This is a genomic window from Caballeronia glathei (genome assembly GCF_000698595.1).
GTDB classification, from domain to species: Bacteria; Pseudomonadota; Gammaproteobacteria; order Burkholderiales; family Burkholderiaceae; genus Caballeronia; species Caballeronia glathei.
Window position 1 is genome coordinate 36059 of sequence record NZ_JFHC01000047.1, and the last position, 13098, is coordinate 49156.

Below are 13098 nucleotides of genomic sequence, written 5' to 3' on the forward strand. Positions count from 1 at the left end.
CGCCGCGGCGATCGGATTCGTAGCTGCCTACTCGTTGCGGCGATCGGCGCTCGCCACGCGAACCCCGTGAGGCGCGGAAACGCCGTCGGCCGAACCACGCGGACCGTCGTGTGTCTCGTCGCCGGGCCGCGCGACATGCGGATGCGCGCCACGGATGAACAGCACCGCGCAGATCGCGCACATCGCCCACACGCCGGTAATCACCATCCAAGTGCTCATGCTCTTTCCCCGAAACCGTGCGGCTGCAGTTGGCCGCAAAATGCGTCGCCGAACGGGCGCGCATGGACCTTATATCGGCTGAAGGATGGGTTTTGAATAGGGCATCCCCCAAGAAAAAATCGGTTAGGGAAAATACTAGGCTTTTTACGCCATCCGCCAGTTCCGGTCGAACCCACCGATCCCTTATCCGGTAAGGCTTTGAGCCGGGTGCAACCCATCCCAAAATTTGGTTGCACCTTTTTTAACAGCGGAGTACGATTCGCCAACTTTTTAGTCATCGGCCGGGTGTCACGACCGGCCAAACGAAGGAAATATGGCGAGCACTACCCTTGGCGTCAAAGTCGACGATCTGCTGCGCACCCGGCTGAAAGATGCCGCGACGCGTCTCGAGCGCACTCCCCACTGGCTGATCAAGCAGGCCATCTTCGCGTACCTGGAGCGGATCGAGCACGGTCAGCTTCCGCCTGAACTGTCCGGCGCGAACGGCGTGGCCGAACTGGGCGAAACCGCGCCTGTCGGGAGCGACGAGGACGGCGCGGCCCATCCTTTCCTCGATTTCGCACAGAACGTGCAGCCGCAGTCGGTGCTGCGCGCGGCGATCACGGCCGCTTACCGGCGTCCCGAGCCGGAGTGCGTGCCGTTTCTGGTCGGCCAGGCGCGGCTGCCCGCCGCCATCGCCACCGAAACGCAGGCGCTTGCGGCCAAGCTCGTCGAAGCGCTGCGCGCGAAGCACACGGGCGGCGGCGTCGAAGGGCTGATCCACGAGTTTTCGCTGTCGAGCCAGGAAGGCGTCGCGCTGATGTGCCTCGCCGAGGCGCTTTTGCGCATTCCCGACCGCGCGACCCGCGACGCGCTGATCCGCGACAAGATCAGCAAGGGCGACTGGCGCTCGCACATGGGCCAGGCGCCGTCGCTGTTCGTGAACGCGGCGACGTGGGGCCTGATGATCACCGGCAAGCTCGTGACGACGAACAGCGAGACGGGATTGTCCTCGGCGTTGACCCGCCTGATCGGGCGCGGCGGCGAGCCGCTGATCCGTAAGGGCGTCGACATGGCGATGCGCCTGATGGGCGAGCAGTTCGTCACGGGCGAGACGATCTCGGAAGCGCTCGCGAACAGCCGCAAGTTCGAGGCGCGCGGTTTCCGCTATTCCTACGACATGCTCGGCGAAGCCGCGACCACGGAAGAAGACGCGCTGCGCTACTACGCCTCCTACGAGCAGGCAATCCACGCGATCGGCAAGGCGGCGGGCGGGCGCGGCATCTACGAAGGCCCGGGCATCTCGATCAAGCTCTCCGCGCTGCACCCGCGCTACTCGCGCTCGCAGCAGGAGCGCACGATGAACGAACTGCTGCCGCGCGTGCGCTCGCTCGCGCAGCTTGCGCGCCGGTACGACATCGGCCTGAACATCGACGCGGAAGAGGCGGACCGGCTCGAACTCTCGCTGGATCTGCTCGAAGCGCTCTGCTTCGACCCGGAACTCGCGGGCTGGAACGGCATCGGCTTCGTGGTGCAGGCTTATCAGAAGCGCTGCCCGTTCGTGATCGATTACCTGATCGATCTCGCGCGCCGCAGCCGTCACCGCCTGATGATCCGGCTCGTCAAGGGTGCCTATTGGGATTCGGAGATCAAGCGCGCGCAAGTGGACGGCCTGGAAGGCTATCCGGTCTACACGCGCAAGATCTACACGGACATTTCCTACGTCGCCTGCGCGAAGAAGCTGCTGGGCGCGCCGGACGCCGTCTATCCGCAATTCGCGACGCACAACGCGTACACGCTTTCCGCGATCTACCACCTCGCCGGTCACAACTATTACCCGGGCCAGTACGAGTTCCAGTGCCTGCACGGCATGGGCGAGCCGCTGTACGAGGAAGTCACCGGCCGCGACAAGCTGAACCGCCCGTGCCGCGTGTATGCGCCGGTCGGCACGCATGAGACGCTGCTTGCGTATCTCGTGCGGCGTCTCCTCGAAAACGGCGCGAACACGTCGTTCGTGAACCGCATCGCCGACGAAACCGTTGCCGTCGCCGATCTGGTGCAGGACCCGATCGACGAAGCGTCGAAGCTCACGCCGCTCGGCGCGCCGCACGCGAAGATTCCGCTGCCGCGCCAGCTTTACGGCAACGAGCGCCTCAATTCGATGGGCCTCGACCTGTCGAACGAGCATCGGCTGGCGTCGCTGTCGTCGGCGCTGCTCGCGAGCGCGAACAACCAGTGGCGCGCCGTGCCGATGCTCGAAGGCGACGACGCGGGCAACGGCACCGCGCACGACGTGCGCAATCCGTCCGACTTGCGCGACGTGGTTGGCACGGTCGTCGAGGCCTCGCCGGAACAGGTGAGCGCCGCGATCGCGCACGCCGTGGCCGCCGCGCCGATCTGGCAGGCGACGCCCGTCGAAGACCGCGCCGACTGTCTCGCCCGCGCCGCCGACCTGCTCGAAGCGCAGATGCACACGCTGATGGGCCTCGTCGTGCGCGAGGCGGGCAAGTCGCTCGCGAACGCGGTGTCGGAGATTCGCGAGGCGATCGACTTCCTGCGCTACTACTCGGCGCAGATTCGCGGCGAGTTCTCGAACGACACGCATCGTCCGCTCGGGCCCGTGGTGTGTATCAGCCCGTGGAATTTCCCGCTGGCGATCTTCATGGGCCAGGTCGCCGCGGCGCTCGCCGCCGGCAACCCGGTGCTCGCGAAGCCGGCCGAACAGACGCCGCTGATCGCCGCGCAGGCGGTGCGCATCCTGCGCGAAGCGGGCGTGCCGTCGGGCGCGGTGCAACTGCTGCCGGGCACGGGCGAGACGGTGGGCGCGGCGCTCGTCGCCGATCCGCGCACGCGCGCCGTGATGTTCACCGGCTCGACCGAAGTCGCGCGCCTCATCAACAAGACGCTGTCCGAGCGCCTCGATCCGGACGGCCGGCCGATTCCGCTGATCGCGGAGACGGGTGGCCAGAACGCGATGATCGTCGACTCTTCGGCGCTCGCGGAGCAGGTGGTCGCGGACGTGCTGCAGTCGTCGTTCGACTCGGCCGGTCAACGGTGTTCGGCGCTGCGCGTTCTCTGTCTGCAGGACGACGTCGCGGACCGCACGCTCGAAATGCTGACGGGCGCGATGAAGCAGCTCGCGGTGGGCAACCCGGATCGCCTCTCGACGGACGTCGGCCCGGTGATCGACGCCGACGCGAAGCGCGGCATCGATGCGCACGTGGCGTCGATGCGCGAGAAGGGCCGCAAGGTCGTGCAACTGGCGCTGCCGGAAAGCTGCGCGCAGGGCACGTTCGTGCCGCCGACGCTGGTCGAACTGGAGAGCATCGACGAACTGAAGCGCGAGGTGTTCGGTCCGGTGCTGCATGTGGTGCGCTATCGCCGCGCGTCTCTTGATAAACTCCTCGACCAAATCAGAACGACGGGGTACGGGCTCACGCTCGGCATCCATACGCGTATCGACGAAACCATCGCGCACGTGATCGCGCGGGCGCACGTGGGCAACATCTACGTGAACCGGAACGTGATCGGCGCGGTGGTCGGCGTGCAGCCGTTCGGCGGCGAAGGCTTGTCCGGAACGGGGCCGAAGGCGGGCGGCGCGCTGTATCTGCAACGCCTCCTGGCCAAGCGCCCGACCGGCCTGCCGAAGTCGCTCGCGAGCGCACTGGTGGTCGATCAGGCCGAAGCGAGCGGCACGCCGTCGGCGGCATTGACGGCGCTGCGCGACTGGGCGATCGCCGAGCGTGATCCGCAGACGGCCGCGCGCTGCGACGGCTATCTGCAGCACGTGCTGGCGGGCGCGACGGCGGTGCTTCCGGGACCGACGGGCGAGCGCAACACGTACACGCTCGGCGCGCGCGGCACGGTGCTGTGCGTGGCGTCGACGGCGAGCGGCGCGCGTGCGCAATTCGCCGCGGTGCTCGCCACCGGCAACACGGCGCTGTTTTCCGGCGCGGCGGGCGAGCAACTGGCGGCATCGCTGCCGGCGTCGCTCAAGACGCATGCGTCGGTGCGCAAGACCGGCGACGCGGCGGCCACGTTCGACGCGGTGCTGTTCGAAGGCGACAGCGACGAACTGCTGTCGCTCGTGAAGGAAGTCGCGAAGCGCCCGGGGCCGATCGTCTCGGTGCAGGGCGTCGCGGCGGGGGCGTTTGCCGGCGGCGGCCACGACGGCGGCGAGGACTACGCGCTCGAAAGACTGCTGACGGAACGCTCGGTGAGCGTGAACACGGCGGCTGCGGGCGGCAATGCGAATTTGATGACGATCGGTTGAGCAACCCTCGAGCGCTCGATTCAAACAAACGGCAGCAGGCACGGCGACCCCGGCACAAGCTGCCATCCACACTGGTACTAGGAGAAGCTATGAAGCACACGATGAACAAGCTGGCGGTGGCAATGGCGGTCGCCGGCCTGTCGCTCGCGGGGACCGCAGTTGCACAGCAGGCAGAAGATGTGAAGGTGGGTTTCGCCGGTCCGATGACGGGGGCGCAGGCACACTACGGCAAGGATTTCCAGAATGGCATCACGCTCGCCGTTGAAGACTTCAACGCCACGAAGCCGGTGATCGGCGGCAAGCCGGTTCGCATCGTGCTGGAATCGGCCGACGACCAGGCTGACCCGCGCACGGGCACGACGGTCGCGCAGAAGCTCGTCGACGACGGTATCAAGGGCATGCTCGGCCACTTCAACTCGGGTACGACGATTCCGGCTTCGCGCATCTACGCGAACGCGGGCATCCCCGAGATCGCAATGGCGACGGCGCCGGAATACACGACGCAAGGCTTCAAGACCACGTTCCGCATGATGACGTCCGACACGCAGCAGGGTTCGGTCGCCGGCGAGTTCGCGGTGAAGAACCTGAAGGTGAAGAAGATCGCGATCGTCGACGACCGCACGGCCTACGGCCAGGGTCTCGCCGACCAGTTCGAGAAGGCTGCGAAGGCTGCGGGCGGCACGATCGTCGTGCGTGAATTCACGAACGACAAGGCTGTCGACTTCAAGGCGATTCTGACCAAGATCAAGTCGATGAATCCGGATCTGGTGTACTACGGCGGCGCCGATTCGCAGGCCGCGCCGATGGTCAAGCAGATGAAGACGCTCGGCTTCCGCGCGCCGCTGATGGCGGGCGAAATGGTCAAGACCGACACGTTCGTGAAGATCGCCGGCGACGCAGCCGACGGCACGGTGGCGTCGCTCGCCGGCCTGCCGATGGATCAGATGCCGGGCGGCGCGGACTACTCGGCCAAGTACAAGAAGCGCTTCAACGAAGACGTGCAGACGTACTCGCCGTACGCCTACGACGGCGCGATGGCCATGTTCGCCGCGATGAAGAAGGCGAACTCGACGGACCCGGCCAAGTACCTGCCGGTGCTCGCGAAGACCGACATGCCGGGCGTGACGACCTCGCGTCTCGAGTACGACTCGAAGGGCGACCTGAAGAACGGCGGCATCACGCTGTACAAGGTTGTCGGCGGCAAGTGGACGACGCTGCAGAGCGTGGGCGGCAAGTAAGCCGTCCGGGCGTTCAGCCCGAAATGAAAAAGGCCGTTCCGAAGCCCGGAACGGCCTTTTTTTATGTACGCGTCGGTTGATGCTAGAAGCGGTAGTTCACCGCCGCAAACGCGTTCAGTTCCGTGCGGCGTTCCGTGATCGGGCTGTGCGCCGCGAAGTTCTGCAGCCATCCAGTGGTCACGAGCAAGGACGCCGTCCAGTGCTTCGTGAAGTCATAGCTGGCGTAGGCGTTCAGATGAACGTCGCGAATGCCCGACGTGGCGTCGAACTGCGGCATCCCCGACGCTGCGCTTTGCTGCGGCGACACGCCGAACAGCGTGCGCGCATACACCGAATTGGCCCACGTGAAGCCGGGCCCGACGGAAACGAGCAGGCGCTCGGTCAGGGGCAGGTTCGCGGCCAGGTCGGTGCTGATCTGCATGCCCTGTCCGGTGCCGCCGATATCCTGGTAGAGCGCAACCGATCCCGTGAGCAGCGACACCGAGTAATCGGCGAACAATTTGAGCTTCGGTCCGGAGTGCACGTTGCCGAGGCCGCGCAGGCGCGCATCGTCGGATTCCTTGCGCGACACGAAATCGAACGTCACCGCCGCGCCGACGTGATACGCGTCGCCCTTGAGCGCATTGACGCCGAGCACGTCGAGGCCCTGCGAAAAGATCCGGTCGTCGTAGGAAATGTCGAGCGATGGCAGCGGGATCAGTTCGAGCCGCTGCGAGCCCGGATAGACCGGCGTCACCATCACGCCCGGTCCGATCGACACCTTCCACTTCGAGTTCGCGTTCGCTTCGGCACCGGGTTCCTGCGCGTGCGCGCTGGCAAGGCATGCGCTTGCAATGAAGGGCAACGCGCGGCGCACACGCTTCAAAGTTCTCACAGCGACTCCTCGACGGATTTTTGACGGCGGCAAGTATATCTACGGAGTCGCTTCGAACCGAAAGGCCCGCGTAACTTTGGATGATAGTCCGGTGACAAATTGTGTTCGGTGCGGCGCTAGTGCGAAGTATCGCGATCCGGGCGCTGGCGCTTGAAGCCGGTCAGCATCGCGCCGATCAGGTTTTCGCGCGTCAGGACGCTCATCACGAGTGCCGCGGCGATATGCACGCACACGCAGACCTCCAGCGCGATCGACAGCCAGGTATGGATGTCCTGCGGCCAGTCTTCGCCCCAGAAGGCGTCGAGGCGCATCAGCCAGCCGCTGAACCCGAGCGCAAGCACGAGCAGCCAGAGCGCGATCGCCATCAGCGCACCGAGCGGATTATGGGAAACGTGATGCAGCGGCTTGCCGGCGGCAAGCGAGCGAAGGTACTCGGCGAGATGCGAGGGCGTGGGCCACCATGCCGAGAACCGCGCGTACCGGGTGCCGACGAAACCCCACACGACGCGCAGTCCGACCAGCCCGGCCGCGACATAGCCAAGCACGCGATGCAACTGATCGGTCGGGCCGAACAGGTTCCAGACGACGATGCCCGCGATCGTCCAGTGCGTGAGCCGGACCCAGAGGTCCCAGGTCCTCACTCGCGCATCGGAGGCCGCGGGCATGTCCGGAGGCACTGCCTGTTTACTCGACTTCCGATTTCACGACGGCGAGCGTCTTGGTGTCGAAATAGATCTCCACCTTCTTGCCGTCCTTGTTCTGGCCGTAGATCTCGTAGCAGTTGCCGTCGACCTTGAACTTCTTGATCTTGTAGCCCTGTCCTTCGAGCTGGGCGCGCGCATCCGATTCCTTCATCCACTCGCTCTTCGGATGCGCCGTGCAATCCGCTTTCGCGAACGCCGCGCCGGAGAAGCCGACCGCCGCCATCAATGCCATGAGCTTGAACATCTCGTCCCTCGTATTCTGATTATCGAGCGGTCACTCTACTGCGGGTGAGAATGATTCGCAAGAAGATCGCAAGCATGGCGACGGAGGATTGCAAGGAGGCGCTTACCGCAATTTCCTGCCCTGCTCGCGGACCTGGTCGAGCGTCGCGCCCGGCGTGCTCTGATCCTGCGGAATGCGTATCTCGATTACGGCCGGCAGGCCCGACGCCGCGGCGCGCTCGAACGCGGGCATGAACTGCGCCGTCGACTCGACGAGTTCCCCGTGCGCGCCGAACGAACGGGCGTAAGCCACGAAGTCGGGATTGGTCAGTCCCGTGCCGTGCACGCGATCCGGATAGTGCCGCTCCTGATGCATGCGGATGGTTCCGTATTGCGCGTTGTTCACGACGATGAAGATCACCGCGAGCCCGTACTGCATGGCGGTCGCGAGTTCGTGGCTCGACATCATGAAGCACCCGTCGCCGGCGAACGCGACGACCGTGCGCCCCGGATACAGCGACTTCGCCGCGATTGCGGCCGGTACGCCGTAGCCCATGGCGCCGCTGGTCGGCGCGACCTGCGAGCGGAAATGCCGGTACGAATAGTGCCGGTGCAGCCACGTCGCGTAGTTGCCCGCGCCGTTCGTGACGATCGAGTCGGCGGGCAGGCGCTCGCTCAGCTCGCGCATGATCTCGCCGAGTTGCACGTCGCCGAGCATGGGCTTCGGCTTGCGCCATTCGAGATAGGCGTCGTGCGCGGCGGCGGCCGAGCCCGCCCACGCGATGCTCGCGGGCGGCGCGAGCGCGGCGAGGGCCGAGGCGATCTCCGGCATGCCCGAGACGATCGGCAGGTCCGCCGAGTACACCCGGCCGAGTTCCTCCGCACCCTGGTGGATGTGGACGAGCGTCTGCTTCGTTTTGGGAATGTCGAGCAGCGTATAGCCGCCCGTCGTCGATTCACCCAGGCGCGGGCCGATCACGAGGAGCAGGTCGGCATCGCGGATGCGCGCCGCAAGCGCGGGGTTGATGCCGAGGCCGACATCGCCGGCGTAGTTCGGATGTTCGTTGTCGAGGGTGTCCTGGAAGCGGAACGCGCAGCCGACGGGCAGTTGCCACTGCTCGGCGAAACGCGCGAAATCGCGCGTCGCGCTGTCGGTCCAGCCGCTGCCGCCCGCGATGACGAACGGCTTGCGGGCCGCCGCGAGCATCTCCCGCAGCCGCTCGGTCTGCGCGGGCGCGGGCGCCGCGGCGACGCGCTGGTAGCGCGGCGCGCCCGGCACCGCCGGGCAGGCTTCGCTCAGCATGTCCTCCGGCAGTGCGAGCACGACGGGGCCGGGCCGGCCGGACGTCGCGACATGGAACGCGTGGCTCAGGTACTCGGGAACGCGGCGCGGATCGTCGATCTGCGCGACCCATTTCGCCATCTGACCGAACATCCGGCGGTAGTCGATTTCCTGGAACGCCTCGCGGTCCATGTGCTCGCGGGCGCACTGGCCGATCAGGAGAATCATCGGCGTCGAGTCCTGGAAGGCGGTGTGCACGCCGATCGACGCGTGCGTCGCGCCGGGGCCGCGCGTGACGATCGCGACCCCCGGGCGGCCGGTCAGCTTGCCGACTGCCTCGGCCATGTTCGCGGCGCCCGCTTCGTGGCGGCAGACGATCGTCTGAATCCGGGCGGTTTCGTCGTGCAGCGAATCGAGCACGGCGAGAAAGCTCTCGCCTGGGACGCAAAACACGCGTTCGACGCCATGCGTGAGAAGCGCATCGACGACGAGCCGGGCGCCGGTGGTTTGCGTGGAATCGGAAGAAGGGGCAGCGGACGGCGCCATGCGGGGAAATCTCCGTGAATGGTTCGCGGCAAGCGCGAGGACGAGACCCGACAGCTTACGCCGTCCGGGGAAGACTTCACCAGCGGCAAAAATCCCGATGGCGAGGCGGGCGCTGGGCCCGCTTGCAGGTGGCCCCTGCGACGAGCCGCGCCACGGTCCCGAACCGCGCCCATCACCCGAATTACCCCTTTTTCATACCCTTTATCGATAGATGGTCCCCCGGCGACTTTCGCAATAATGGCCTCAATGAAAAACGGCCCGCCGCCCCTCGCGCGGCGGCCGTTCCGCAAGATCAAAGTCGTCAAACCTCATCGGGGGCAAGCTTGAACATTCGTAAATTTGTAGGCGCCACAAGCCGCGACGCACTGCGTCTCGTCCGTGAAGCCTTGGGCCCCGATGCGGTCGTCCTGTCGAACCGGACGCTCGACGACGGTACCGTCGAAATAGTCGGCGTGGCGGACAGCGACCTCGCGAAGATCTCGCCGGCGCCCGAAGAAGGCGCGCCCGCGCGCCTCGCTGTCGCGTCGGCCCCGGCGCCGGCTCAGACCCCGGCCGCACTGGCGGCGAAGGCGGCTGCCAGTGCGGCCAGTCCGTATTCGAGTGGCGATGTGTTTTCCTCGGTTTTCGGCGCGAACCCGGAAGTCGGCGAAGCCAGGCCCGAAGCCGCCGTCGAACCGCAGGCCGCCTTGCCGAAGCGCTCCGCCGGCGTGGAGCAGTCGCCGCGCACGATGGCCGAATCGAACCCGTGGCTGATCGAGCATGCGCGCCGCGTGGCGCAGCAGTCGATGGCGCCCGGCAACCGTCCGCTGACCCCCGCTGCCGCGATCGCGAAGGGCCTCGGCATGCCGGTGACGGTCGCGCCGCAGGAGCCGCGCGAAGGCGCCGACAGCGCGCAGGCGCCGCAAGCCGCGCAGCCGCAGCCGAAGATCGACACGCCCGACTGGGCGCGCGAAGCCGCGCAGATCGCCGCGCGCCGCGCCGCGCAGAAGATCGTGCCCGCCGCCGTCGCCGCAGCCGCGCCGCAGCCCGCGCCATCCCCGTCGCTGCCCGAAGGCGGGTTCGCCGGCTTGCCCGCGAGCGCGGCCGCCGCCGTCACCGAAGCGATCCGCGCGCGCATGGAGCAGGTCGTCAACGACACCGTGATGAACGAGCTGTCGTCGATGCGCGGCATGATGGAAGAGCACTTCGCCGGTCTTCTCTGGGGCGACCGCCAGCGCCGCAGCCCGACCAACGCGGCGCTGACCAAGCGCCTGTTCGCCACCGGCTTCTCGGCGCAGCTCGTGCGCATGGTGGTCGACAACATGCCGGAGATGGAGCATGTCGAAGCCGCGCTCGAATGGGTGCAGCAGGTGCTCGAAACCAACCTGCCGGTGATGGACAGCGAAGAGGCGATGATGGAGCGCGGCGGCGTGTTCGCGCTGATGGGCCCGACGGGCGTCGGCAAGACGACGACCACCGCGAAGCTCGCCGCGCGCTGCGTGATGCGCTTCGGCGCGAGCAAGGTCGCGCTTTTGACCACCGACAGCTACCGGATCGGCGCGCACGAGCAGCTGCGCATCTTCGGCAAGATTCTCGGCGTGTCGGTGCACGCGGTGAAGGACGCCGCGGACCTGCAGCTCGCGCTCTCCGAGCTGCGCAACAAGCACATCGTGCTGATCGACACGATCGGCATGAGCCAGCGCGACCGCATGGTCGCCGACCAGATCGCGATGCTCTGCGGCGCCGGCCACCCGGTGCAGCGCCTGCTGCTCCTGAACGCCACGAGCCACGGCGACACGCTGAACGAAGTCGTGCAGGCCTACCAGAGCACCCCCGACCAGCCGCCGCTCGCGGGCTGCATTCTGACGAAGCTCGACGAGGCCACCAATCTCGGCGGGGTGCTCGACACCGTGATCCGCTACAAGCTGCCGGTGCATTACGTCTCGACCGGCCAGAAGGTGCCGGAGAACCTGTACGTCGCCACGAAGCGCTTCCTGATCAAGAGTGCGTTCTGCATTCCGCGCGACGGATCGCCTTTCGTGCCGCACGACGACGAGGTGCCGGCACTCCTGTCCGCGCTGTCGGCGCGCGCCGCAACGGAACTGCATGGGGTGCATTTTGGATAAGTTCGTGCTCGATCAGGCAGAAGGCCTGAGGCGGCTTCTGACGCGCGCGGGCTCGCGCGTGGTGGCGGTCGCGGGCGGCCCGGCCGGCATCGGCTGCACGTCGGCGGTGGTGAACCTCGCCGCGGCGCTTTCGGCGCAGGGCAAGGACGTCCTCGTGATCGACGAGCGGCACAACGCAGGCTCCGTGAGCAGGCTCGCCGGCGTGAACGACACCGGGGCGCTCGCGTCGGTGATCTCGGGCAAGCGCTTCCTGCAGGACGCCGTCACGCGCACGCCGCTCGGCTTCTCGCTGATCGCCGCGCCCCGCGACGAACGCATCAGCCAGGATGCCGCGCAGTGCCGCGTGCTGCTCGACGGCCCGGCGGACATCGTGCTGATCGACGCCCAGCTGGACCGCCACGGCGCGCTGTCCTCGCTCGCGGAGCAGGCGCACGACTTCCTGATCGTCACGCGGGTCGCCGCGCCGGCGATCACCGAGGCCTACGCCTGCATGAAGCGGCTGCACTACGCGCACGCGATCGGCCAGTTCCGCGTGCTGCTGAACCACGTGCAGAACGACGCGGACGCTTCGGTGGCGTTCGAAAATCTCTCCGGTGTCGCGAGCCGCTACCTCGCGGTCGCGCTCGGGCACGCGGGCCATGTCGCGGAGGACGCGCGGGTCGCGCGGGCACAGGAACTCGCGCGCTCTGCGGTGGAAGCGTTTCCCGCAACGCCCGCCGCGCGCGACTACCGCAGGATCGCCGCCGAGCTGCTGCACTGGCCGATGCGGCCCGCGCACGCTTCGCGCCGCCCGGACGGGCAGGCGAGCAAGCACGCAATGACGAGCGCGACGGGCGGACTGACCGCATCACGCCGCGCCGAGGCACCTGCCGCTCATGCAATGAGCAGCACGGCGTCGATGTGACACAGGAAAGGGGACCATGATGTACAACGCCCAGGGAAAGCTCTCGCAAGCCGACGTGCTCGCGCGCTACGCGCCGCTCGTACGCCGGCTCGGCCTTCAGCTCGTCGCCAAGATGCCGGCGAGCGTCGATCTCGACGACCTGATCCAGGCGGGCATGATCGGCCTGATGGATGCCGCAAACCGCTACAAGGAAGACCAGGGCGCGCAGTTCGAGACCTATGCGAGCCAGCGGATCCGCGGCGCGATGCTCGACGAGCTGCGCGCGAACGACTGGCTGCCGCGCAGCATGCGCAAGACGTCGCGCGAGGTGGAATCGGCGGTGCACAAGGTCGAGCAGAGCCTCGGGCGTTCGGCGAGCGAAACCGAGATCGCCGCGCACATGCAGATGCCGCTCGACGAATACCAGACCATGCTGCAGGACCTGCATGGCAGCCAGCTCATCTATTACGAAGACTTCGACCGCTCCGCCGACGACGAGCCGTTCCTCGACCGCTATTGCGTCGACCGTTCGGACCCGCTGTCGGCGCTGCTCGACGAGAGCCTGCGCTCCGCGCTGATCGAGGCCATCGACAAGCTGCCCGAGCGCGAAAAGCTGCTGATGAGCCTTTACTACGAACGCGGCCTGAACCTGCGCGAAATCGGCGCGGTGATGGAAGTGAGCGAATCGCGGGTGTGCCAGCTGCACAGCCAGGCCGTCGCCCGTCTGCGCGCGAAGCTGCGCGAGCAGGCGTGGTCGGGGGTGGAAGCGTAGG

The 13098-nt window shown here is 67.1% G+C and carries 10 protein-coding genes; 5 read left to right on the forward strand and 5 right to left on the reverse strand.

What is annotated here, in order from left to right; genetic code table 11:
- Positions 1–27: 27 nt before the first annotated feature.
- The gene (locus BG61_RS43350) at positions 28–219 is read right to left on the reverse strand and encodes a hypothetical protein (RefSeq protein ID WP_129572252.1); all 192 of its coding nucleotides are present in this window, start codon (positions 217–219) and stop codon (positions 28–30) included.
- A 313-nt stretch (positions 220–532) separates the two neighbouring features.
- On the opposite strand from BG61_RS43350, the gene putA reads away from it, so the two are divergent.
- Both putA and BG61_RS25450 read left to right on the forward strand, forming a co-directional pair.
- On the forward strand, positions 533–4471 hold the full coding sequence (putA, locus tag BG61_RS25445) for a trifunctional transcriptional regulator/proline dehydrogenase/L-glutamate gamma-semialdehyde dehydrogenase (protein WP_035937221.1): 3939 nt from the start codon (positions 533–535) through the stop codon (positions 4469–4471).
- 89 nt (positions 4472–4560) lie between these two features.
- Positions 4561–5709, forward strand: coding sequence for a branched-chain amino acid ABC transporter substrate-binding protein (locus BG61_RS25450; RefSeq protein WP_035937220.1), 1149 nt, complete (start codon positions 4561–4563; stop codon positions 5707–5709).
- 82 nt (positions 5710–5791) lie between these two features.
- Here BG61_RS25450 and BG61_RS25455 read toward each other — a convergent pair whose 3' ends face one another.
- The 4 genes from BG61_RS25455 to BG61_RS25470 all read right to left on the reverse strand — a co-directional run bounded on the left by BG61_RS25455 (position 5792) and on the right by BG61_RS25470 (position 9337).
- Positions 5792–6583, reverse strand: coding sequence for a MipA/OmpV family protein (locus tag BG61_RS25455; RefSeq protein ID WP_035937218.1), 792 nt, complete (start codon positions 6581–6583; stop codon positions 5792–5794).
- Between the two features lie 116 nt (positions 6584–6699).
- Positions 6700–7248 (reverse strand): cytochrome b/b6 domain-containing protein, encoded by a 549-nt coding sequence (locus tag BG61_RS25460; protein WP_035937215.1) that lies wholly within the window; start codon positions 7246–7248, stop codon positions 6700–6702.
- Between the two features lie 19 nt (positions 7249–7267).
- Positions 7268–7531, reverse strand: a complete 264-nt coding sequence (locus BG61_RS25465; protein ID WP_035937212.1) for a PepSY domain-containing protein — start codon at positions 7529–7531, stop codon at positions 7268–7270.
- 102 nt (positions 7532–7633) lie between these two features.
- Entirely contained in the window at positions 7634–9337 is a 1704-nt protein-coding gene (locus BG61_RS25470; protein ID WP_035937209.1) for a thiamine pyrophosphate-binding protein, read from the reverse strand.
- Positions 9338–9660: 323 nt separating this feature from the next.
- Between BG61_RS25470 and flhF the strand changes: the two genes are divergently transcribed.
- From flhF to BG61_RS25485, 3 genes are read left to right on the forward strand one after another with little or no spacing between them, the layout of a single operon-like run.
- A complete protein-coding gene (gene flhF, locus BG61_RS25475) occupies positions 9661–11442 on the forward strand; it encodes a flagellar biosynthesis GTPase FlhF (protein ID WP_035937207.1) in 1782 nt (593 codons plus the stop codon).
- Entirely contained in the window at positions 11435–12346 is a 912-nt protein-coding gene (locus tag BG61_RS25480) for a MinD/ParA family ATP-binding protein (RefSeq protein ID WP_035937204.1), read from the forward strand. Before flhF ends, BG61_RS25480 begins: the two co-directional genes overlap by 8 nt.
- Before the next feature lie 16 nt (positions 12347–12362).
- Positions 12363–13097, forward strand: coding sequence for an RNA polymerase sigma factor FliA (locus BG61_RS25485; protein WP_129572251.1), 735 nt, complete (start codon positions 12363–12365; stop codon positions 13095–13097).
- Position 13098 lies beyond the last annotated feature (1 nt).

Bases quoted from the DNA above. Each gene is read 5' to 3' on its own strand.
- BG61_RS25450 (WP_035937220.1), top strand. From the start codon at position 4,561: ATGAAGCACACGATGAACAAGCTGGCGGTGGCAATGGCGGTCGCCGGC.
- BG61_RS25465 (WP_035937212.1), bottom strand. From the start codon at position 7,531: ATGTTCAAGCTCATGGCATTGATGGCGGCGGTCGGCTTCTCCGGCGCG.
- BG61_RS25460 (WP_035937215.1), bottom strand. From the start codon at position 7,248: ATGCCCGCGGCCTCCGATGCGCGAGTGAGGACCTGGGACCTCTGGGTC.
- BG61_RS25485 (WP_129572251.1), top strand. From the start codon at position 12,363: ATGATGTACAACGCCCAGGGAAAGCTCTCGCAAGCCGACGTGCTCGCG.
- putA (WP_035937221.1), top strand. From the start codon at position 533: ATGGCGAGCACTACCCTTGGCGTCAAAGTCGACGATCTGCTGCGCACC.
- BG61_RS43350 (WP_129572252.1), bottom strand. From the start codon at position 219: ATGAGCACTTGGATGGTGATTACCGGCGTGTGGGCGATGTGCGCGATC.
- BG61_RS25470 (WP_035937209.1), bottom strand. From the start codon at position 9,337: ATGGCGCCGTCCGCTGCCCCTTCTTCCGATTCCACGCAAACCACCGGC.